This window comes from Leisingera methylohalidivorans DSM 14336 (assembly GCF_000511355.1).
Lineage (GTDB): Bacteria > Pseudomonadota > Alphaproteobacteria > Rhodobacterales > Rhodobacteraceae > Leisingera > Leisingera methylohalidivorans.
This window is the reverse complement of the sequence record NC_023135.1, coordinates 2,743,710-2,766,199: the sequence shown is the minus strand read 5'-3', so window position 1 is coordinate 2,766,199 and position 22,490 is coordinate 2,743,710. Positions and strand designations below refer to the sequence as shown.

19 protein-coding genes are annotated in these 22,490 nt (G+C 63.9%); 8 read left to right on the top strand and 11 right to left on the bottom strand.

Annotated elements, in window-relative coordinates:
* Positions 1-178 precede the first annotated feature (178 nt).
* The 8 genes from METH_RS13650 to METH_RS13615 form a co-directional block, all read right to left on the bottom strand.
* Positions 179-1,321: a M56 family metallopeptidase gene (locus METH_RS13650; protein WP_024091067.1), complete on the bottom strand. Its 1,143-nt coding sequence runs from the start codon at positions 1,319-1,321 to the stop codon at positions 179-181.
* Positions 1,311-1,727 carry a BlaI/MecI/CopY family transcriptional regulator gene (locus METH_RS13645; protein ID WP_245602888.1) on the bottom strand — a complete coding sequence of 139 codons (417 nt, stop codon included), beginning with the start codon at positions 1,725-1,727 and terminating at the stop codon, positions 1,311-1,313. Before METH_RS13645 ends, METH_RS13650 begins: the two co-directional genes overlap by 11 nt.
* 248 nt (positions 1,728-1,975) lie before the next feature.
* The gene (locus METH_RS13640; RefSeq protein WP_024091065.1) at positions 1,976-2,254 is read right to left on the bottom strand and encodes a DUF2160 domain-containing protein; all 279 of its coding nucleotides are present in this window, start codon (positions 2,252-2,254) and stop codon (positions 1,976-1,978) included.
* Complete coding sequence (locus METH_RS13635; protein WP_024091064.1) at positions 2,254-3,051, bottom strand: carbohydrate ABC transporter permease; 798 nt, start codon at positions 3,049-3,051, stop codon at positions 2,254-2,256. Before METH_RS13635 ends, METH_RS13640 begins: the two co-directional genes overlap by 1 nt.
* An 11-nt stretch (positions 3,052-3,062) precedes the next feature.
* The gene (locus METH_RS13630; protein ID WP_024091063.1) at positions 3,063-3,926 is read right to left on the bottom strand and encodes a carbohydrate ABC transporter permease; all 864 of its coding nucleotides are present in this window, start codon (positions 3,924-3,926) and stop codon (positions 3,063-3,065) included.
* Complete coding sequence (locus tag METH_RS13625) at positions 3,926-5,020, bottom strand: ABC transporter ATP-binding protein (protein WP_024091062.1); 1,095 nt, start codon at positions 5,018-5,020, stop codon at positions 3,926-3,928. Before METH_RS13625 ends, METH_RS13630 begins: the two co-directional genes overlap by 1 nt.
* A gap of 7 nt (positions 5,021-5,027) precedes the next feature.
* A complete protein-coding gene (locus tag METH_RS13620; protein ID WP_024091061.1) occupies positions 5,028-6,092 on the bottom strand; it encodes an ABC transporter ATP-binding protein in 1,065 nt (354 codons plus the stop codon).
* 167 nt (positions 6,093-6,259) lie between these two features.
* Positions 6,260-7,993 carry an ABC transporter substrate-binding protein gene (locus METH_RS13615; protein ID WP_024091060.1) on the bottom strand — a complete coding sequence of 578 codons (1,734 nt, stop codon included), beginning with the start codon at positions 7,991-7,993 and terminating at the stop codon, positions 6,260-6,262.
* Between the two features lie 277 nt (positions 7,994-8,270).
* Here METH_RS13615 and METH_RS13610 point away from each other — a divergent pair, with 277 nt between their 5' ends.
* Positions 8,271-9,389, top strand: a complete 1,119-nt coding sequence (locus METH_RS13610; RefSeq protein WP_024091059.1) for a THUMP domain-containing class I SAM-dependent RNA methyltransferase — start codon at positions 8,271-8,273, stop codon at positions 9,387-9,389.
* A gap of 72 nt (positions 9,390-9,461) precedes the next feature.
* On the opposite strand, the gene METH_RS24605 is transcribed toward METH_RS13610, so the two are convergent.
* Entirely contained in the window at positions 9,462-11,345 is a 1,884-nt protein-coding gene (locus tag METH_RS24605) for a hypothetical protein (RefSeq protein WP_024091058.1), read from the bottom strand.
* Positions 11,346-11,708: 363 nt separating this feature from the next.
* On the opposite strand from METH_RS24605, the gene METH_RS13600 reads away from it, so the two are divergent.
* Both METH_RS13600 and METH_RS13595 read left to right on the top strand, forming a co-directional pair.
* Positions 11,709-12,722 carry a hypothetical protein gene (locus METH_RS13600; RefSeq protein ID WP_024091057.1) on the top strand — a complete coding sequence of 338 codons (1,014 nt, stop codon included), beginning with the start codon at positions 11,709-11,711 and terminating at the stop codon, positions 12,720-12,722.
* A gap of 90 nt (positions 12,723-12,812) precedes the next feature.
* Complete coding sequence (locus METH_RS13595) at positions 12,813-13,613, top strand: TIGR03084 family metal-binding protein (RefSeq protein WP_024091056.1); 801 nt, start codon at positions 12,813-12,815, stop codon at positions 13,611-13,613.
* A 216-nt stretch (positions 13,614-13,829) separates the two neighbouring features.
* Here the strand turns inward: METH_RS13595 and METH_RS13590 are convergent, their stop codons facing one another.
* A complete protein-coding gene (locus METH_RS13590; protein ID WP_024091055.1) occupies positions 13,830-14,672 on the bottom strand; it encodes a 2-dehydro-3-deoxygalactonokinase in 843 nt (280 codons plus the stop codon).
* Between the two features lie 361 nt (positions 14,673-15,033).
* On the opposite strand from METH_RS13590, the gene METH_RS13580 reads away from it, so the two are divergent.
* From METH_RS13580 to METH_RS13565, 4 genes are all read left to right on the top strand, one after another.
* A complete protein-coding gene (locus tag METH_RS13580; RefSeq protein ID WP_024091054.1) occupies positions 15,034-16,050 on the top strand; it encodes an AraC family transcriptional regulator ligand-binding domain-containing protein in 1,017 nt (338 codons plus the stop codon).
* Positions 16,051-16,518: 468 nt separating this feature from the next.
* Positions 16,519-17,214, top strand: coding sequence for a sugar transferase (locus tag METH_RS13575; protein ID WP_044008671.1), 696 nt, complete (start codon positions 16,519-16,521; stop codon positions 17,212-17,214).
* 150 nt (positions 17,215-17,364) lie between these two features.
* A complete protein-coding gene (locus METH_RS13570) occupies positions 17,365-18,213 on the top strand; it encodes a CpsD/CapB family tyrosine-protein kinase (RefSeq protein WP_024091052.1) in 849 nt (282 codons plus the stop codon).
* A gap of 131 nt (positions 18,214-18,344) precedes the next feature.
* Entirely contained in the window at positions 18,345-19,610 is a 1,266-nt protein-coding gene (locus METH_RS13565; protein ID WP_024091051.1) for a GumC domain-containing protein, read from the top strand.
* Positions 19,611-19,612: 2 nt separating this feature from the next.
* Here the strand turns inward: METH_RS13565 and METH_RS13560 are convergent, their stop codons facing one another.
* Positions 19,613-20,983 (bottom strand): oligosaccharide flippase family protein, encoded by a 1,371-nt coding sequence (locus METH_RS13560; RefSeq protein WP_024091050.1) that lies wholly within the window; start codon positions 20,981-20,983, stop codon positions 19,613-19,615.
* A 235-nt stretch (positions 20,984-21,218) separates the two neighbouring features.
* On the opposite strand from METH_RS13560, the gene METH_RS13555 reads away from it, so the two are divergent.
* A complete protein-coding gene (locus tag METH_RS13555; RefSeq protein WP_024091049.1) occupies positions 21,219-22,424 on the top strand; it encodes a glycosyltransferase family 4 protein in 1,206 nt (401 codons plus the stop codon).
* Positions 22,425-22,490 lie beyond the last annotated feature (66 nt).

Below are 22,490 nucleotides of genomic sequence, written 5' to 3'. Positions count from 1 at the left end.
AATCTGCCTGAGCCGGCTTTGAGGCCTGTCCGCCCCTTGAAATCTTTGTGCGCAAGGCTGCCACACCCCGCCTGGGAGGGGGCATTAAACATCCTTTGACGGGCGCTGATAGCCGGACTGGCGGTGAATTTCTGAAAGATTGGGACGGCTGTACCCGGCGGCACCGGGAACTGGCTGCCTACTGCGAGGGGACGGCAAAGCCGCCGTTCAGCGCACTGACGGCAAGCGCCGGCGATGTGCTGCGGCTGGCCATGCGTTCCAGGTTGACGATGGTCGACAGCATGATGCGGTCATGGCTCCAGTCGCTGGGCCGCTGCAGCAGCATGGCGGTGCCCAGCACCACCCCGGCCATCGCCAGGGATACCACGCCCCAGCCCAGGGAGTTCTGCCCTTGCGGCTGGCGGGCCGTCACCGCGATGATACGGCGCTGCAGGGAGGCGCCGCGGCGGGTTTCCCGGCGGTCGACCAGCGCCACTGCCGGGCTGCGGCGGGTGAACAGAGCGGGCCCGCGGGCAGCATGGGCACAGGCGCGGATCAAGCATTCGCAATAGGCGCGCACATCGACCCGGGGCCGCGCCATCAAGGCCTGATCGCAGGCAAATTCGCGCAGCAGCCGCACTTCACGCCGCCACAGATAAAAGGCGGGATTCCAGAACAGCAGCGGACGCAGCATTTCCAGCAGAAACTCGCATTCGATGTCGTGCTGGCGGAAGTGCTGCAGCTCATGCGCAATGGTCAGGCGCAGGTCGCGCGGGTCGTTCAGCAGCGCGGCGGGCAGCACCACGTAGCGGCGGCGGAGCCCGCGGGTTGAATAGGCAACGCGCACTGTGTCGGAGACCATCAGCTGCACCCGGCCGACCCGTTTCCAAGTGAACGCGGCCGCCAGGTTCTGGTGCAGGCGGAAGATGGAGACTGCCACATGGGCCAGGCAGATCAGCATCCCGGCAGCAAAGGCTGCGGACAGGGCCTGGGCCCAAAGCGGCTGCAAACTGGTGAGGCCGCGCACGGCATCCTCGCGCAGTCCCAGAAGCGTCTCAAATCTGCCGGCGCTCATGCTGACATTGCCTTGCAAATACTGCGAGACCAGCATGTCGGAGAAATTCGGCGGATGGGGGATGACGAAATGCGTGAAGGCGATGATCAGTACGGGCGTCACCGCCAGCAGCACCGTCATCCCGTTCAACAGCCGCAATTGCGGGCGGTAGGCGCGGCCGAGTTTGCTGCGCGCCAGCAGCTTGCGGGCAGCGAGCCACAGGGCAGCGCCTGCCAGCAGCAGGATATTCAGGTCAAAATAGGCATTCAGCAGAGCATCAGTTGGCATTTTCCCCCAGCCTTTCCTCCAAGAGCGCCCGCATCTCCTCGAGCATCTCGTCGGTCACATCCTCATCATCGACCAGCCGCGCCACCAGGGCGGCGGGCGCGCCGTTGAAAAGCTTGCTCGAAAGGTTTTTCAGAGATGTTTTCTGGTACTCTGCCTTGGGAACGGCGGGGCGGTAGACCAGAGAGCGGTCCTTGCGCTCGCTGGTGAGAAAGCCCTTTTGCTCCATGATCTTCAGAACCGTGGCCACCGAGGTATAGGCGCGTTCCTGCACCTGGTTCAGCTTGGCCAGGATCTCCCGCACGGTGCCGCCGCCCATGTCCCAGACAGCAGTCATGAACTCAAGCTCCACTTCGGTGAGCAGGGAATTGTCCTGTTTCTTGCGCATAGCCTCGGCTGTCCGGCTCATTTGATGGTTCCAGTCATGCTAGGGGAAGGGCGCTCCCGTGAAAACTATTATTTTAGGAGACGTGCGGCGATTGGGGGCGCGGTGTCAAATTGTGCGCTGCCGCGCGCTCTTGTTCAGCAGGGTGAAAAGTGACGTGCCAGTCTTTTGGGGCGGCGTCTGGCGCAACTGTTCTGGCTTCCGCTGAGAGGGCCATGAAGGGCAGTTTCGCCTTCAAGGCCCGTCCAGATTGCGTTTGGGGCTTGCGAGCGTCAGACTTTCCAGAAGCAGAAGACACCCCAGGCAATTGCCAGCGCCAGCGGCCACCACAGCGGCATGCCCACCAGCCCCAGCCAGGCCAGGAAGATGTAGGAAGTGCCAAGCAGGCTGATGAACAGCCGGTCGCCGCGGGTTGTGGTCAGCCCCAGCACCCCCTTGCGCGCATCGCCGCCGGGGTGGCGGATCTCAACCGCGATCAAAATGCCGATGGCGGTGAATATGCCGATAAAGACAAGTGCTGTGGGCCAGGTCCAGGCCATCCATGAAAGCATCACACTCTCCCCATCGCGAAACCCTTCGCGATGTAGTTGCGGACAAACCAGATCACGATGGCGCCCGGAATGATTGTCAGCGTGCCAGCGGCTGCCAGAAGCCCCAGCTCATAGCCCGCAGAAGACGCGGTTTTGGTCATGGTGGCGGCAATCGGCTTGGCTGCGACCGCGGTCAGCGTCTTGGCCAAGAGCAGCTCTACCCAGGAGAACATGAAGCAGAAGAAGGCCGCAACGCCGACGCCTGCCTTGATCGACGGGATGAAGATCGTGGCAAAGAAGCGCGGGAAGGAATAGCCGTCGACAAAGGCCGTTTCGTCCAGCTCCTTGGGAATGCCGCCCATGAACCCCTCGAGGATCCAGACCGCCAGCGGGATGTTGAACAGGCAATGGGCCAGCGCCACGGCGAGGTGGGTGTCGAACAGTTCCACTGCGGAGTAGAGCTGGAAGAACGGCAGCGCGAACACAGCCGCAGGCGCCATCCGGTTGGTCAGCAGCCAGAAAAACAGCTGCTTGTCGCCCAGGAACCGGTAGCGGCTGAAGGCATAGGCCGCCGGAAGCGCCACGGCGATGGAGATCACCGTGTTGATCGACACGTAAAGGATCGAGTTGATGTAGCCCCAGTACCAGCTGGGATCGGTGAAGATGGTGGTGTAGTTCTCCAGCGTGAAGGTCTGCGGGAACAAGGAGAAGCCCGACAGGATTTCATTGGTGGTCTTGAAGCTCATCGCCACCAGCCAATAGATCGGCAGCATGAGGAACAGGATATAGACGATGGGGACGATGGATCGTTTCTGCATGTGCCCCTCCCTTAGTTCTGATCGTCCTTGGTCATCAGCGTGTAGAACAGCCAAGAGACCAGGAGCGTGATTGCAAAATAGATGAGCGACATGGCAGCGGCAGGTCCAAGGTCGAACTGGCCGAGCGCGATTTTCACCAAGTCGATCGACAACAGCGTGGTTGAGTTGCCGGGGCCACCACCGGTCAGCACGAACGGCTCGGTGTAGATGTTGAAGCTGTCCATGAACCGCAACAGGATGGCGATAGTCAGCACCGTCTTCATCTTCGGCAGCTGGATGAAGCGGAACACCGCCCAGTTGGACGCGCCATCGATCTTGGCCGCCTGATAATAGGCGTCCGGGATCGACACGAGGCCAGCGTAGGACAGGAGCACCACCAGCGAGGTCCAGTGCCACACATCCATGGTGATGATGGTCACCCAGGCCGCGACCGGATCCTGCGTCATGTCATAGTTGATGCCCAGAACGTGGTTCAGGAAATAGCCCAGGAGACCGATGTCGGGCAGGGTGAAGATGTTCCACATCGCGCCAACCACGTTCCACGGGATCAGCATCGGCAGCGCCATCAGCACCAGGCACACCGGCACCCAGAAGCCCTTGCGCGGCATCGACAGCGCAATGGCAATGCCCAGCGGCACCTCGATGATCAGGATCAGGAAGGTGAACAGGAACTGGCGTCCAAGGGCGGCGTGGAACCGGTCCGAGCGCAGGATTTGCTGGAACCAGTCCAGCCCCTGCCAGAAGAACACGTTGTCGCCAAAGGTTTCCTGCACCGAGTAATTGACCACCGTCATCATCGGGATAAGCGCGTTGAAGGCGACCAGCAGCAGCACCGGCAGGACAAAGAACCAGGCTTTCTGGTTTTCGGTTTTCATCAGGCTGCTCCTTGTTCGTCTGCAGCGGGAGAGGTGGCAAGCCAGCCGTCCACGTAAAGCCGGGTCATGTCCTGGCGGAAGGCGAGATGCACGGCGCTGCCCTTTGCCGGGGCGTTTGCTTCGACAACGGCATTGACGCGCTGGCCGCCGGCCTCGCATTCCACCACTGTGTGGCGGCCGACATCGGAAACTTTGGTCACCATGGCCGGCAGGCCGTGGTCCGCCAGCGCGACAAATTCCGGGCGGATGCCGATTTCAGTCTTGCCGTCTGCGGCGCCTTGGACCGGGCCTTCGAGCGCGATTGGCTGGCCTGCAAACACTGCGGTCCCCTGATTCAGCTCGCAGGGCAGGATATTCATGCCGGGTGAGCCGATAAAATGGCCGACGAAAGTATGCGCGGGGCGTTCGAACAGCTCGACGGGCGTGCCGATCTGCACCACTTCGCCAAGCTGCATCACCACCACTTGATCGGCAAAGGTCAACGCCTCGGTCTGGTCGTGGGTGACGTAGATCATCGTCGCCTTAACCCGCTGGTGCAGCTCCTTCAGCTTGCTCCGCAGCTTCCACTTCAGATGCGGGTCGATCACCGTCAATGGTTCGTCGAACATCACGACGTTGACATCCTCGCGCACCAGGCCGCGGCCCATGGAGATCTTCTGCTTGTTGTCCGGGCTGAGGCCCGCCGCCTTCTGCTCAAGCATCCCGGTGACTTCCAGCATTTCAGCAATCGCCATCACCCGGGCATGCACCGTGGCCTCATCCCGGCCGCGGTTGCGCAGCGGAAAGGCCAGATTGTCGTAGACCGACATGGTGTCGTAGATCACCGGGAACTGGAACACCTGCGCGATATTGCGCTGATCCGGGGGCAGGGCTGTCACGTCGCGGTCATCGAACAGGATCTGCCCCTCGGAGGGCACCAGCAGCCCAGAGATGATGTTCAGAAGGGTGGATTTGCCACAGCCTGACGGGCCCAGCAGCGCATAGGCGCCACCATCGTTCCAATCCAGATCGATCTCCTTCAGCGCATAGTCCGAGTCGGACTTTGGCGTGGAAAGATAGCTGTGACGCAGTTTTGAGAGAGTTATTTTTGCCATTGATGCCTCACGCCGCGCGGCTGCCGTCGGGGGCAAAGAAATATGCCTGCGCGGGGTCCATGTAGAAATCATGCAGCTCACCCACGCGGTAGGGATGAACGCCGTGGGCCAGTGACACCCAGCTGCCTGTGCCCATGTCAAAATGGGCGGAACTTTCGGAGCCGGACAGCTCGGTCACCTGCACCTGGCCGGACAGCTGCACCTGGGCGCTGTTGCGCGCAATGGGCAGCACGTGATGCGGACGCACGGCGATGGTGTATGTACCATCGGCCAAACCGGCGGCAGTGCCGGCCAGCTCCCAGGTAACGCCGGCCCCTAGACGGGCCGTGCTGCCCTGTTTGGTGATTTCGGCGGTGTTGATCGGCGGATCCGAAAACACCCGCGCCGCATCCACATTGCCGGGGTTGCGGTAGATCTCGGCGGTGGGGCCGAACTGGGTCACACGGCCGTCGCGCATCAGCGCGGTCTTGCCGCCCAAGAGCAGCGCCTCTTCCGGTTCCGAGGTGGCATAGACCACCACCGCACCGCGGCCGGCAAACAGCTCGGGCAGCTGGTCGCGCAGCTCTTCGCGCAGCTTGTAGTCGAGGTTGGCAAGCGGCTCGTCCAGGAACACCGCGCGGCTTTCCTTGGCAATCGCACGGGCCAGGGCGCAGCGCTGCTGCTGGCCGCCCGACAGCTCATGCGGGCGGCGGTGCAGCATCGGCTTCAGCTGCAGGATTGCAGCCGCTTCCTCGACCCGGCCGGCGATCTCGGACTTGGTCATGCCTGCCACTTTCAGGGGCGAGGCGATGTTGTCGTAGACCGTCATATGCGGGTAGTTGATGAAGAACTGATGCACCAGGCTGATGTTGCGCTTCTGGGTGCTGAGACGGCTGACATCTTCGCCATCCATCAGCACCTGGCCGCTGGCCATCGGGTCGAGGCCCGCCATCAGTTTGATCAGTGAGGTCTTACCAGCGCCAGTGGCGCCGAGGAGGACGTTGAAATGACCGGGTTCCAGCACCAGCGAGGTGTCCTTGATGTGCTGAATGGCGCCGACGCGCTTGGTCACACCCTTGAGTTCGAGTGCCATCTTGCTTTGACTTTCCGGCAGGCGGCCTGTTTGCGCGCAGGTGCAGAGAGGGGGCAGGGCGCGCAGTCTTTTGGGGGAAGCTGGCTCCGGAAGACGGAAACCGGTCTCCGGGGCCTGGGTTCAGCCCGGCCGGGCATTGAGCTGCCTGGCCGGACCGGGAGGAGAGTTTATTCAGTCGCCCAGCGGGCCACCAGCTCGTCATAGTTGACGGTCTGGCCCTGCGGCTTCTCGTTCTCCAGCGGCGGTTTGGCGCCGCCATTGGCATACCACCACTCCGCGTCCTTCTCTTCGTTCAGGCGCGGGCCGCAGCCGCCATAGACTTCTGCCTGCTCGTCCGCGCGCTGCATCCGGGCCATGGTGATGTCCATTTCCTCGGCCAGACGGTTCATCGCTTCCTGCGGGGTGAAGGCGCCGGAGTTGACGTCGCCGATCTGCTGCCACCAGATCTGGGCCAGCTTCGGATAGTCAGGCACATTCACGCCGGTCGGCGACCAGGCCACGCGGTCGGGCGAGCGGTAGAACTCGACCAGGCCGCCCAGCTTGGGGGCGCGTTCGGTGAAGCTTTCGTGGTTCACGGAAGAGTCGCGGATGAAGGTCAGGCCGACATGCGATTTCTTCACGTCCACGGTCTTGGACACCACGAACTGCGCATAAAGCCAGGCCGCCTGGGCACGGTCCACCGGGGTGGATTTCAGGAAGGTCCAGGACCCCACGTCCTGATAGCCGACCTTCTGGCCTTCTTCCCAGTAGGGGCCGTGCGGGCTGGGCGCCATCCGCCACAGCGGCTTGCCATCGCCATCCACGGTGTTGTTGCCTTCGGATTGCGGCTTCACCATGTCGGCGGTGAACGCAGTGTACCAGAAGATCTGCTGCGCCACGTTGCCCTGCGCCAGAGCGGGCAGCGATTGGTAGAAGTCATAAGAGGCCGCACCGGGAGGCGCGTATTTGCGCAGCCATTCGTCCCATTTGCGGATCGCATAGACCGCTGCCGGGCCGTTGGCGGCACCGCCGCGGGTGACGCTGGCGCCCTGCGGGTTGCAGGTGCCTGCTTCCATACGGATGCCCCATTCGTCGATCGGCACGCCATTCGGCTCACCCTTGGAACCGGCACCGGCCATTGACAGCCAGGCATCGGTCATCCGCCAGCCAAGATCCGGCGCGCGCTTGCCGTAATCCATGTGGCCATAGATCGCGGTGCCGTCGATTTCCTTGATGTCCTCCGAGAAGAACTCGGCGATGTCCTCATAGGCCGACCAGTTGACCGGCACGCCCAGGTCATAGCCGTATTTTTCCTTGAAGGCGGCCTGCAGATCCTCGCGGTCGAACCAGTCCTTGCGGAACCAGTAAAGGTTCGCGAACTGCTGGTCGGGCATCTGGTACAGATCGCCATCCGGGCCGGTGGTGAACTGGGTGCCCATGAAGTCTTCCAGGTCCAGACCAGGGTTGGTCACGTCCTTGAAGTCGCCTGCCATCATGTCGGTCAGGTTATAGGCAAGCTGCAGGCGCGAATGGGTGCCGATCAGGTCGGAGTCATTGACATAGGCGTCATAGAGGTTCCGCTTGGTCTGCATCTGGGTCTGCACGGCCTGAACCACTTCACCCTCGCCGAGGATCTGGTGGTTCACCTTGATGCCGGTGATTTCCTCAAATGCTTTGGTCAGCACTTCGGATTCGTAGGAGTGCGTCGGGATTCCTTCCGACAGCACGTTGATTTCCATGCCTTTGAACGGCTGGGCCGCCTGAATGAACCACTGCATCTCAGACAGCTGTTCATCCTTGGTCAGCACCGACGGCTGGAATTCTTCATCAATCCATTTTTTGGCCGCCATTTCGTCGGCATAGCCATTTGATCCTGCAACCATCGCGCAAACGGCGGCTGCGGATAAAAGATACTTACGCATCCTTTCCTCCCTGAAAGTCGCTTAAGGCCAGTTGTGCACCTGTTGCACCTGACTGGCATAGAGCTTTCATAAGTTAGAATATGTTGTCAAACTAATTTTTTAGTAACGTCTAAATATCTGTTTTAAATATTGAATTTACGGCCCTTGGCAACCTTTTCGGCAGGTGTCCGGCATGCCGCGCTGCAGCATCATCAGTTGTGTCGCTTTGGTGCCTTCTGCCTATACGGTCGCGGAAAAAACAGTCGCCGCGCCTGGGCTTTACGGCTAAGCAGGCGCCATGACTCATGAAAGCACATTCGAGATATTCCTGACCGCACCGCCGGGACTGGAACAGGCGCTGCTGGCCGAGGCCAAGGAATTGAAGTTCGCCGCGCCCAAGGCGGTTCCGGGCGGGGTCACGGTGCAGGGGGGCTGGGCCGAGGTCTGGCGCGCCAACCTGTCGGTGCGCGGCGCTGCCCGGGTGCTGGCCCGGATCGGTGAATTCCGCGCCTTCCACCTGGCCCAGCTCGACAAGCGGTCGCGCAAATTTCCCTGGGGCGGCGTCCTGCGCCCGGATGTGCCGGTCAAGGTAGAGGTTTCCACCAATAAGAAATCCAAGATCTACCACGCAGGCGCCGCCGCGCAGCGGGTGGAAAAGGCAATTGCCGAGACCCTCGGCGCGCCGGTGACCAAGGACGCGGAACTGACGGTGAAGCTGAGGATCGAGGACAACCTCTGCGTCTTCAGCGTCGATACGTCCGGCGAGGGGCTGCACAAGCGCGGCCACAAATCCGCCGTCGGCAAGGCGCCGATGCGCGAAAACCTGGCGGCCATGTTCCTGCGGGAATGCGGTTATGACGGGACTGAGCCGGTGGTGGACCCGATGTGCGGCTCCGGTACCTTTGTGATTGAGGCCGCAGAGATCGCCAAGGGCCTGATGCCCGGCCGCAGCCGCAGCTTTGCCTTTGAACAGCTCGCTACATTTGATGCGGCGGCCTGGTCCGCGCTGAAACAGCAAGGCGGAATTCGCGGAACAGATCTGCTGTTCCACGGCTCCGACCGCAACGAAGGCGCGGTTGAAATGGCCGCAGCGAATGCGGACCGCGCCAGCGTGGCGGACTGCACCCGCTTTGCGCAGGCCGCGGTCAGCGATCTCCAGCGCCCGCCCGGCCCTCCCGGCCTGGTGATCGTCAACCCGCCTTACGGTGCGCGGATCGGCAACAAGAAACTGCTGTTTGCCCTCTATGGCGCATTAGGGCAGGTGCTTAAGGAACGCTTTTCCGGCTGGCGCGTGGGAATTGTCACTTCGGAAACCGGGCTGGCCAAGGCTGCGAATCTGCCGTTCCTGCCATTTGGCGCGCCCGTTGCGCATGGCGGCTTGAAAATCCGCCTGTTCAAGACGGATCCGCTGCCCTGACAAGGGCCTGAAACGTCAGGAGGGCGCCTTGTCGCGCCCCCCTGCTGGTTGTGAGGAATGCCTCAGGCCGCCTCAGACGATCTCGTAAAGATCTTCTATACCGCCCTCTGTCCCGCTGCCGGGTATGGTGCCGCCGACCGGCTGGGTCATCAGCGCCATGATATCTTCGGTGCCGGGCTCGCCGCCGCCTTGGAACTGGCCGGCCAGATTGGCGTCATACCAGTTGCTCAGCCCGTCGCCTGTTACCCCGCCATTGGCATAGGATGCACCGCTGCTGGCTGCCGCCGCCGGATCATAGCCGCCCTCCAGCACCTGCTGCGAGCCGTCCGGGTTGCTGACCACCAGCGACATGCTGCTCAGATCAATGTCCTCCAGCGACAGCCCGGCGTCGGACCACAGGGTGAAGTTGGCGTTGGTGACGGTGCCGTCGGTGCTGTCCGGCTCCTGGCCGAATTGCACCATGCCGTCAAAACTGCCGGGCACGGTGGTGCCGGTGTCCAGCGCATTGACCGCATTGGCACTGGCCGCATGGCCGGTGACCGGCAGCGAGTTCTCATCCGGGAAGAAATTCAACCCGTCGACGCTGTCATCATCCGTCATGTTGAAGAACAGCCCGTCGATATCTGCAACTTCGCCATCCCAGGAGGTCGGCTCCATTTTGATGAACAGCTGCCCTTGCGGGGTCTGCAGCACCTCGACAGAGACACTGGGATCGCCATTGCCGCCGATCTCGAACGCGACCGAGGTTTTGCCGTCACTGCCGCCGTCATCTCCAGTGCCCTTGGTTCCGCCGGATCCCTTCGTGCCGCCGGATCCAGAACCGCCGGATCCAGAACCGCCAGTACCCGAGCCGCCGGATCCAGAACCGCCAGTACCCGAGCCGCCGGTACCTGATCCGCCAGTACCTGATCCGCCCGTGCCTGAGCCGCCGGTACCTGTGCCCTTGGTGCCAGAGCCGCAGCCTTTGGTGCCGCCGGATCCACCGGAGCCTCCGGTGCCGCCTGATCCGCCAGTCCCACTGCCGTTCCAATCGTCTTCTTCGCGGTACCACCAATGCTTATTGCCGTGATGGCTCTTTCCGCCGCAGCCCTTGGTGCCGCCGGACCCTTTGGTGCCGCCGGAGCCTTTGGTGCCGCCGGACCCCTTGGTGCCGCCGGACCCTTTGGTGCCGCCGGACCCTTTGGTGCCGCCGGATCCCTTGGTGCCGCCGGACCCCTTGGTGCCGCCGGATCCCTTGGTGCCGCCGGAGCCTTTGGTGCCGCCGGAGCCTTTGGTGCCGCCGGATCCTTTGGTGCCGCCGGACCCTTTGGTGCCGCCGGAGCCTTTGGTGCCGCCGGATCCTTTGGTGCCGCCGGACCCTTTGGTGCCGCCGGAGCCTTTGGTGCCGCCGGAGCCCTTGGTGCCGCCGGATCCTTTGGTGCCGCCGGACCCTTTGGTGCCGCCGGAGCCTTTGGTGCCGCCGGAGCCTTTGGTGCCGCCGGATCCTTTGGTGCCGCCGGAGCCTTTGGTGCCGCCGGATCCCTTGGTGCCGCCGGAACCCTTGGTGCCGCCGGATCCCTTGGTGCCGCCGGACCCCTTGGTGCCGCCGGATCCCTTGGTGCCGCCGGATCCTTTGGTGCCGCCGGAGCCTTTGGTGCCGCCAGATCCCTTGGTGCCGCCGGATCCTTTGGTGCCGCCGGATCCTTTGGTGCCGCCGGATCCTTTGGTACCGCCGGACCCCTTGCTGCCACCTGACCCTTCGGTGTCGCCGGTTTCGTCCTGGTCCTTTTCTTGCCACCAGTCTTGGCTGCCCTTGCCTTTCCAGCCATAGCGGTCAGACAGGGTGCTGTCGTACCAGCGGCCGAAATCCCCGCCTTGCACGCCGCCGTTGTAATAGCTATTGCCGCCGCAAGCCTGCTTGCCGCCCCAGGACGCATCCCCGCGTCCCCAGTCATTCGAATAATGTCCCCGGCCCATTTATTTCTACCCCCAGATAAATTCTTGAAACACAGCGGCGCTGCAGCTTTCCGCCTGCCGCAGACGCGGATTGAGCAAGCGTAGGGAAACGGGCTGGAGCGGCCAAACTTTAGTCGTATTTTAGACAATTTTTTGGCGAACGCGGAGTGGATTAGGAAACAAACCGCCTGGTGCAGGCCGTATTGTCCAGCCCGCAGTTCCAATCAGTCAATGCGGGCCGGCCGCCAACGCCCGAATCGGCCATTAAAGCGCTGGAAATGCCCAAGTCTGTCCCGAAAAGCGCCGTCTTTTGCTGCCAGGGTGTGACCTCATAAAGGGGAATCCGCACCGGTTTCGGGCGGCAGGTGGGAAAGGAGGCCTGGGATGGCTGATGGCAGATTTGACGACCGCTCCGCGTATATCGCAGGGGCGGCCCGCGCGGTTCTGGGTGCAGAACCGCAGGAAATTTCGGCACCGGGCGGAAAGTCGCGTTCCTCCTTGCGGCTGCATTTCGACGACCGCACCGTGATCGCCACCCTGCGCGCCAATTTCCGGCGCACCCATCTGGAGGCCTTCGTGCTTGAGCAGCTGGCGCCCCATTGCGATGACATTCCACGGGTGCTGGGAGTTCACAATGACGTGCTGTTTCAATCCGACACCGGTCAGATCCGGCTCAGCGAAGAGATCATCGAACATGCGCCGGACGATCAGCTGGAACTGGCGGCAGAGGCTTGCGCCGCGATCTTCCGCATCCAGGCGGCCGCCCGCAAGACAGAGCTGCACAGCGTGCTGCCGCATCTTGGCGCCAACCGCAGCTGGATCCGCAATTTTGTCAGCTCGGCCGGGGCTCTGGAAGCCTATTCGATGGGCATCCCCGATTCATTCGACTATCCGGCAGTGGCCGAATTCATGGAACAGCCCGGCGTTCAGTTTCTGAAATGGGACTGCCGCGCGGGCAATGCCGCGATCGGGGACGACGGGTTCGTGCGCTGGTTTGATTTCGAATATGCGGGCCTGCGCCACGGGGCCGAGGATTTCGCCTGGTTGATCGGGGATGAGACCTGGCCCATCGCCCCCGATCAAATGGCCGATGTGATGATCGAGACTTTCGACCCCGGCTGCGGCCATGAGATCGGCGCGTATTTGGAGTATCTTTCGGCCTACACCGCCTTGCATTGCATCCAGCGGCTGGAACTGATCCAGAAAGAGGTCAAAAACCGCGGCTGGCTCAGCCAGGAGCGGGTGCGCAAATATGATGATGCCGGGGTGCATCCGGAGTTTGCCGCTCAGCTGTGCCGGACCGGTGCCTACTATGCCGCACAGTCCAGGCTTACCGCGCCGCTCTGCCGCAACTTCGAGGCTGCCGGGCGCGCGTTCCGGGCGATGTCCGAAGGGTAGCGCCTTTTTCGCGTGTGTGACGTGCGGTTCAGGGTTCTGGCCTTTTTGCCCGGCCGCTAGTCTGAAACCGGACTGAACCGGGGAGCAGACATGCAGCAGGCCGAAGATTTCCGTGCCGAAAGCCGCGCTTTGGCGGCGATTCTAGAGGATCTGCCAGAGGCGGGCTTCCACCGCGCGACCCAGTTCAAGGGGTGGACCATTGATCACGTGCTGGGGCATCTGCATCTGTTCAACGCTGCAGCGGAGATTGCATTGCAGGGAGATGAGGCCTTTACCGCCTTCATTGCGCCGGTGCAGCGGGACATGCAGGCGGGCAAGCCCATCCTGGACTGCCAATTCCCATGGCTGAACGGCCTGTCGGGGCGGGCGCTGTTTGAGTCTTGGCGGCTCGGGGCGGAGACTTGTGCAGATGCCTTTGCCAAGGCGGATCCCAAACGGCGGTTGAAATGGATCGGGCCGGGCATGAGCGCGCTCAGCTCGGTCACGGCCCGGCAGATGGAGACCTGGGCGCACGGACAGGAGATATTCGACCTCCTGGGCCGGGAGCGGCAGGAGCAGGACCGCATCCGCAACATCGCCCATCTGGGGGTGGCGACCTACGGCTGGAGTTTCCGCAACCGCGGGCTGGCGGTGCCGGAGCCTGCGCCCTTTGTGCAGCTGACCGGGCCGTCCGGAGCGGTCTGGGACTGGAACACGCCGCAGGAGGCGGGTTTTGTCAAAGGCTCTGCGGTGGAGTTTGCCCAGGTGGTCACCCAGGTGCGCAGCATTGCTGACACAAGGCTTCAGCTGTCAGGCGGGGCAGCCGTCAGCTGGATGCAGATTGCCCAGTGTTTTGCTGGACCGCCGGAAGAACCGCCCGGCAAGGGCTGCCGGTACAAGGCAGAAACCTGACACCACCCGATACCCTCGAAACGCTCCCGCCCGGCTTCGGCCTTCCTCCCGGAAGGCCTGCGCTACGCCCAAGGCTGCCAAAGGGGACCGGCGCAGCCGGGGCACCCGCAGGCGCGGGAGCGCACTGGTTTGCCTTGAGACGTCCTGGCTGACTGCAGGCAGGACGCAGTCCTGTGCGCCGGCTGCCAGTGTGGAGAAGGCCGGCGTGCGGTTCATCTAACCGGGCCAGGCCCCTTTCAGCCCTTCCAGCGTCATGCGGGCATGGTCCGCCAAGGTGACCGGCAGCGCCTGCGCCCCCAAAGCGGCGGCATAGAGCGCCTGCTGAGACGGTTCGGCGATCAAGGCCAGATTCTGGCCCAGCCAGTAAGGCCGGGCGGCTGCCAGCTCGGCGCCCAGAAAATGTCCCCAAATCTGCGCCCGTGCCGTTTCTGCAGGCAGTTGCCCCAGCGCTGCGGCCGCCTGAACCGCGGCCAGCCGTGCCGCCAGATGTTCGGGTTTGGCAATGCTGTCTGCCACCGCCTCAGCCAATGCAGCGTTGTCCCAGGGGCCTGCCGTGTCCAGCGCCATGCCCTGTACCGCTGCTTGTGCCAGCCGAGCGGTCAAAGCACCTTGAAAACTGACCGCCTCCCGGGCGCTTATCTGCACCCAATGCGTCACCGCTCCTGGCAGGCAGATCACCCCGTCCCAATCCGGGTTCAGCCGCAGGAAGCCGCTGATGGCGGCCACGGCGCCTCGCATCAGTCCGCAGGGGGCGGACTGGCTCAACCCTGGCAGGGCGTGAACCGGCATGCCGTCCAAATCCGTTTTGACCGCAGGCAGCTCCGCAGGCCGCACCGGGACCGGATGCGGCGGCGCCAGGGCACTGCCGCCCAGCAGCACCGGGCGCAGCGCGCCGCCCAGCACCTGCCGCAGCGCTGCCGCCAGCGCAGGCGGGCGGCTGTCCTGCAGGCGCAGCACTTGGGCCGGCCCCGCTGTGCCGCCGGCCACTTCCCAGGCTGAAAGCGTGTCTCCGTCCAGATTTGCGGCCAGCCAGCCGGGACCGTTGCGGGGAGGTTGCATGATGCCCTCACTTCCTCTGCCATTGCGTTTCCGGGCTTATGGCGCTGATTCCCGGTTCCGGCAAGTGGGCCGCCCGCCCGCCGGTACGGGCCGGAACACCCGTATGGCGAACCTGCTGCGCGCAAGTATACGCGCCATAGGATAATGCGCCCAGGATTTGTGCAAAAGACAGGGTGTCCGGCTCTGCGCCCGGTCCGTAAAATCCAGTACTGTTGCGGCATCGCCGGCGCTGCGCCCGTTCAATGCCGTCCGGCCCCGGTCAGGGGCGGCGGCAAGCAGCGCAGGACCTGCCGGCCTCGTGGCTTGTGCCGTGCCGGAAACACGCGCCCTAAGCTGAGCAGCGACAGGAGGTACTGAAGACATGCCCGGCACGCCGGCACCGCATAATGCGATTTTCGCCCAGTTGGCCGCGCGCCATCTTCTGGCCCGGGACTATACGCCTGGGGCGGTTTTTGCGGGAACCGGTTTCGGCCAGGCGCTGCTGCACCAGGAAGACCCCGTAGCACCGTTTGCAGTGACCGCGGGCCTTTTCGAACGTGCGGCGGCGCTGACCGGCGACGGGTTATTCGGCTTTCGCCTCGGCTGTGCAACGGATCTGCGCAAGGCCGGGCTGCTGGGCTACATCGCCCGCAGCTCGCCGACTGCCGGCTGCTTTCTGCGCAACATCGCACGGTATGCCGGCGTGATGAGCGACGTCTGGGAAATGGATACTTCCCGGCTTGCCTCGCATGGCGAGTTCACCTGGACGTGCAGAGCGGCGTCCGGGTCGCGCGCGCGTCAGTATATCGAGTTTCTGGCAGCAGTATTTTTTACCGCCCTTCGCGATGGGACCGAAGCCCGGATTGAACCGCAATCGGCAGCCTTCAGCCATGAGCGCAGCGGCGGAAGGGATGAGGTCCAGGCTTTCTACGGCTGCCCGGTGGAGTTCGGCGCCCAGGCCAGCCGGTTTGTGTTCAGGCCCGAAGATCTGGAGCTGCCGCTGGCCGGCGCCGACCGTGTCTTGCTGCGGCTGCTGCGGTCTTACGGGGATCAGCTTCTGGAAGGGCAGGCGCGGGGCCGCAAGAACACAGGTCTTGCGGCACAGGTTGAGGACGCGGTTTCCGCCCGGCTGTCCGGCGGATCGGCAACGCTTGCCAATGTGGCGGCGGATCTGGGGATGAGCCCGCGGACCCTGTCGCGCAAATTGGCGCAAACGGGTACCAGCTACTTCACCATTCTTGAGGAACTGCGCAAGGCGCTGGCAATTCGCTATCTGCGGGAAAGCGGTCTGGCCTTGGCCGAAATCGCGTTTCTTTTAGGCTACTCAGGATTGAATAGTTTCAGCGACGCGTTCCGGCGCTGGACAGGCCAAAGCCCGGGACAGTTCCGGGGAAAATAAACCGGCACAATGGCGCCGCGGTGACTCTGATTCCAATATCGGGCTCGAACTCAAGCGTGAACAATGATTTGCGATCCGCGGGAATTGTCTCTGTTCGGCAAGCATTCAAATGGGATTTTAGGGAAATTTCCGCTCTGCTCTCACATTTCGCACGGTTTTTCTAAAATTTGCTTTAAATGAGATGAGCTGCGGAAAGGTGCAGCAATGAACTGCCGCCGGGAAATTAGGGGGTGCAAAAAAGATGCGGGCGCGTGGGGGCGTGCCCGGTTCTGAATCTGAAAATCAGTGATGGTGTTTCGCAGTCAAAGACACGCGGAAAGCCGGGGTGAGTTTTAGCGGCCGTCTTTTCAGGCGGCGGTCCAGCAGGATTTGAGGCTGGAAAGCGGGGTTTTTTGAATGAAAGACATGATTCCCGGAGGGGCGGGGCTGTCTTTTATGCAGGCTGAAATCGAATGTCGGCGTCCAGCGATGGCAGCACGTCCGATCCAAGCAGCCAACATAAATGCGGCTTTAAGGGGCATCGCTCAGGCGGGGCGGTCGGGGCAAAGCGCGGGCGGTGCTTATGCTGCAGCAGGCAAGCGGGGGCTGGATCTGCTGCTGGTGATTCTAAGCCTGCCGCTGGTGCTGCCGCTGATCGCGCTATGTGCGGCAGCGCTCTGGCTGGAGGGCGGCCTGCCGTTTTACACGCAGGCCCGTCTGGGCCGCGGCGGGCGGGTTTTCCGGATCCTGAAGCTGCGCACCATGGTGCGCGATGCGGACCGGCTGCTGCTGCATTATCTTAAGACCGACCCGGCGCTGCGGCGGGAATGGGACGAGACCCAGAAGCTGAAGAATGACCCGCGTATCACAGCGGTTGGCCGTTTTCTGCGCGCAACCTCGCTGGACGAGCTGCCGCAGCTGTGGAACGTGCTGGCCGGCGATATGAGCCTGGTCGGCCCGCGCCCGATGATGCCGGAACAGCTGCCGATCTATGGCGATGCCAGCGCCTATAACGACCTGCGTCCGGGTATCACCGGCGTCTGGCAGGTTTCGGTCCGTAATGAAGCCGGCTTTGCCAGCCGCATGCGCGCCGATTTTGAATACCGGCGCAGCCTGTCGCTGGGCCGGGACCTGGGGCTGATCTGGCGCACCGCCGGCGTGGTGCTGAAGGGGACGGGATATTAATTTTTGCCTGATCTGCTGCAGGCCCCGGCCCGATTGCCCGCCGCAGCCCGGTCAGCCATTGCAGGGAACGCGGTTGTGAAGCATTTTGCACTATCAGAGGCATGTGCTGCCGGTCCGGCAGGCAGCCCGCAGGAGGGAGAACAAAACGGCATGAGCGAGCAGGGCTTCAGACGGTTCCGCCGCCGCGGCGCTCCGGCGGATGCCATGCCGATTGCCGCTGATGATGGCAGCAGCCCGCCTTCGCCTTCGATTGCGCCTGCCGCTGCCGCCCCTTCGCAATTGCCCGCAACCCTGCCTGGCTCCTGGGACAGGATCCGCCAGGTGCCGTTCGACGCTGCCGCGCAGGCGCAGGCGCGCCTGCCGCTAGTCAGCCGGTTCCGCGCAGACCCTGCCGCCAAGTCCTTTGACCTCCTGCGCACCCGGCTGTTGCACACGCTGAAGGCCCGCGGCTGGAAACGGGTTGCGGTGACGGCGCCCGCCGCCGGGTGCGGCACCACCTTTTCGGCCGTGAACCTGGCGTTGAGCCTGGCACGGGTGCCGGACAGCCGCACGATCCTGATGGATATGAACTTCCGCCGCCCCGGTGCCGCGCGGGCATTGGGCATGACGGCGCCAGGGGGACTGGCCGGTTTCCTGTCCGGCCGCGTTCAACTGGAGGATCAGCTGCTGCGCCCGCTGCCGACGCTGGCAGTCGGGCTGAACAGCGCCGCGGATCAGGATGCCGCCGAAATCCTGCATGGCCGCAGCTGTGCCGGCGTGCTGGAGGACATGATACTGCGGCTGGACGCGGATACCGCTCTGTTCGACCTGCCGCCGGTGCTGGAGCATGACGACACCGCCGCCTTCCTGCCGCAGGTGGACGGGGTGCTGCTGATTGCGGACGGCACCAGCACCACGGCCGCCCAGCTGGCCGCCTGCGAGAAGATGCTGGCGGGCCATACGCAAATGCTGGGCGTTGTTTTGAACCGGGCACGCAAGGCGGACAGCCCGCTGAACTGACGGCCACGCAGCCGGGCGTCATAGTTTCGCCCGGTTAATGTGGTCCGAACAGGGGCAACGGCGGCTGGCGGGCTGCCTGAAGGCATGGATGGCAACCGGCTGGCGCGCACCAGCCGCAAGAGAGCAGACAGATGGGGCCGATATACACGCTTGGCGATTTCCTGGACATGGTGCGGCGCAGGCTGTTCACCATTTCTTGCGTCTTTGTTCTCGGCTGTCTGCTGTCGCTCTGGTTTGCCGCCAGTCAGCAGCATGAATTTGAAACCGCCGAGGTGCTGCAGATCACCCAGCCGCAGATCGCCGGTGAACTGGCGAAATCAACGGTCGAAGGCTCCTCGGCCCGCCGGATGCAGTTGATCGAACAACGCCTGATGGCGCGCGGCACGGTGCTGGAAATCATCGAAAAATTCGGCCTTTACGCGGACATGGCCGCGCTGACCCAATTGCAGAAGGTGGCGCTTCTGCGGGACTCCGTCCGCATCACCGGCGTTGCCGCCGCCCGTGAAGGTTATGCGGATGACGGCACCATTTCGGTGCTGACCATCACCGCCCGGATGCCCTCTGCCGAACAGGCGCAGCAGGTCGCCAGCGAATTCGGCCGCCGCACCATCGAACTCAGCATCGCCACCCGCATTGATCAGGCCCGCGAAACCCTCAGCTTCTTTGCCGGAAAAGAGGCCGCACTGGCAGATCAGGTCGCGGTTCTGGAGGACGAAATTGCGGCCTACCGCTATGAGAATGACGTGACCTTGCCCGGCACCATCGAATTCCGCCGCGCCGAAATTGCCGCACTCAACGAGGGCCTGCTGGAGATTGCCCGCGAACGCATCGAAATCCGCCGCGCCGCGGTTCAGGCGCAGGCCACGGAACGTCCTGCCACTGCCCGCCGGTTGCTGGCGGAGGCTGAACAGCAGCTGGCCACGCTGGACGCTCAGGAGCAGCTTCTGACCCAGCGCAAGACCGGGCTGGAGGCCTCTTTGCAGACCACGCCTGAGGTTGAGCGCCGGCTGGGCGCCTATGACCGCCGCCTGGAGCAGGCGCAGAAGGAGCTGTCGCAAATGACCGCCCGCCGCAACGAGGCCGAGGTCGGCTTCCGCCTGGAAACCGGTCGTCAGGCCGAGCGGCTGACAGTGATCGAACCGGCGCCGCTGCCGGATTACCCGGTCACCGGGGCCCGCAAGACCAAGGCCCTGCTGGGCGCGGCAGCCAGCGTCATCGCGGCCTTGCTGGCGGCCTTTCTGCAGGAGCTGCGCCATCCGGTTCTGCGCACTGCCGCGCAGATGGAGCGGGAAACCGGCCTGATGCCAGTTGTTTCAATCCCTGTAATGGACGCCCGGCTAATGGACGCCCGGCGGCCGCACCGCGGGCTGTTCAGACTGTTCAGGCGCGGGGCCTGAGGTCAGGAAGAGCTCATCGCGGCCGCCATGGCCGCTACAGCATCCCAGTGCCAGTGCAGCACCGCACCGCCCGCCAGCAGCGCCAGCAGCCCATAGCCGGCATCATGCAGCGGATCCCAGACATGGTGCCGGCGGGCCAGCCGCACCAGCACCGGATAGGCTGCCAGCATCGCCAGCCCCAGCGCTGCAATCCCGCCCGCCAGCCCGAACCAGGCCACGCCACCCAGGAACATCCCGGTCTGCAGGCAGGCCCGCGCCGCGGAGAACACAAAGAACCCGCGGCTGTCGCCACCCGCCAGCGCCGCCTGGTCATAGGTCATGGTGATCACTGCGGGCGCCAGTGCCAGCGCGATCATCACAATCATCGGCCCGGCCTGAAGATACCGGCCGTCATACAGGATCTGAACCAGCCAGGGCCCGGCCCAGGCCATCGCAATCAGCATCGCCAGGATCCCCGCCGTCAGACCGCAGCGCAGCTGCCGCTGCCGCCGCAGGTTTTCCGGCGCAGCTTCTGCGGGCTTGCCGCGGTAAACCGGGATCATCAGCCGCTGGTTCACCGCATGGCCCAGCAGCATCGGAAAACTCGCCAGAAAATAGCCGATGTTGTAGATGCCCAGCACCTCCAGCGGGACGAACTTGCCCAGAATCGCCCGGTCCCCTTGCGAAGTCAGGAACCAAAAGGCGGTCGACAGGAAAATCCACTTGCCGAAATGCATGAGTTCTCCCGCTGCCGCCCGCTCCCATCGGAACCGGTTTGCAGCACCGGGCAGCCCGTAATGGCACAGCAGCAGTTTCGCCGCCGCCTGGATCACCCCGCCCAGCACCAGCGCGATCACCGACTGCGTGACAAGGGCCAGCGCAATCATGGCCGCCAGCCCGATAACCTGGCCCGCCAGATCCAGCGCCGTGACCCGGCCCGCCAGAAGATGCCGGTGCGCGGTCTCGATCCGAGTCGGGTTGAAACCTGCAATGGCCAGTCCGGCACCGGCAATGGGCAGGTAGATCAGCAGCTCCGGCGCGCCATAAAACTGCGCCGCAGGCCAGGCCAGCAGGGCCGTCAATGCCCAAAGGCCAAAACCGCGGATCACCTGGATGGTCCAGGCCGTGTTCAGAAAGCCGGGATCATCGCCGCGCTTGTTCTGGGCAATCGACGGGCCGATGCCAACGTCTGAAAACAGCGACAGCCCCACCGTCACCACCGACACCAGCGCCATCAGGCCAAAGGCCTCGGGAAACAGGATGCGGGTCAGGATCAGGTTGGAGGCCAGCCGCAAGGCCTGGCTGCCGCCGAATCCGATCATCAGCCAGGAGGCCGAACGCAGCACCCGCGCGATCATCCCCTGACCGGTAAAAAGCGATGCAACCCGCTGCATATCCGCGCCAATCCCCCAACGTTCGGTTCCGCAGGCTAGGCGGCAGGGCAGGGGGCGTCAATCGCAGGGCGGCCTGCAACAGGAATGCGGGATGCAGGGGCCGGAATGCCGTAACAATCATCACTCCCGCAGCCCATTCTCCACGTCTGTGCGACAGGCGCAACAGGACGCTGGGCAAGCCGCTCAACCGCCGCTAACCTGCCGCAGACCCAAGATTTGCACGGAACCAGCCGCGTTGAAAATTGCTTATGTCCTGAACACTTACCCCCAGCCCTCGCACAGTTTCATCCGGCGTGAGCTGCAGGCGCTGGAACATCAGGGCGTGGAGATCCTGCGCCTGGCAATGCGCCCTTCGGCTGCGGCTTTGGCGGATCCGCAGGATCAGGCCGAGGCCGCGCGCACCGGCTACGTGCTGCAGTCCGGCGCCGGGCGCCTGCTTGCCGCGCTCGCGCGGGAGGCAGCAGCCCCCGCCCGTTTCGCACAAGCGCTGCGGCTGGCGGCGAGACTGGCCCGGGCATCGGACAAGGGTCTTCTGCGGCACCTGATATATCTCGGCGAAGCCGCCTATGTGAAACAGCGCTGCGCGGCGGCAGGCGTGCAGCATATGCACGCCCATTTCGGCACCAACGCTGCCGCTGTCGCGATGCTGGCCCAGGTGCTGGGCGGGCCGGGCTACAGTTTCACCGTGCACGGGCCCGAGGAGTTCGACGCGCCGCAAGCGCTGTCGCTGGGCGAGAAAATCAACCGCGCGGCTTTCACCGTGGCGGTCAGCAGCTTTGGCAAAAGCCAGCTGAGCCGCTGGGCGTCTTTCGGCAAGTGGGACAGTCTGAAAGTGGTGCATTGCGGGATTGAGCCGGAACGGTTTGCCGGTCCAGCACCGTTGCCGCAGGGGCCGCTGCGGCTGGTGGCGATCGGGCGGTTTGTGGAGCAGAAAGGCCAGATGGTGCTGGTGAACGCCATGGCCCGGCTGGTTCAGGAACTTCCGGATCTGCATCTGTCGCTGATCGGTGACGGCGATATGCGGCCGCCGCTGGAAGCCGCGATTGCCGCGCATGGGTTGCAGGATAGCGTCACCCTGACCGGCTGGCTTGCCGAAACCGAAGTGCAGGCAGAGCTGGACCGGTCCCACGCGCTGGTGATGCCGTCTTTTGCCGAAGGCCTGCCGATGGTGGTGATGGAGGCGATGGCCGCTGCGCGTCCGGTGATTGCAACATGTATCGCAGGCACGCCCGAGCTGGTGGTGCAGGGGCAAACGGGCTGGCTGCTGCCGGCCGGGGATGAGGACGCATTGGCACAGGCCGTCCTCAGCCTTGCACAGACACCGCATCCGCAATTGAATGCCATGGGCCAGGCAGGCCGCAGGCGCGTGCTGGACCGTCATGACAGTGCCGCAGAGGCCGCCAAACTCGCCGCCCATTTCCGCAAGGCCATCACCGGGTAAATCCGGGGTACTCCCGCCCGTCGCCGCCGCATCTGCGGATGCACCGCTTCCGTTGGGCGTGGCCCG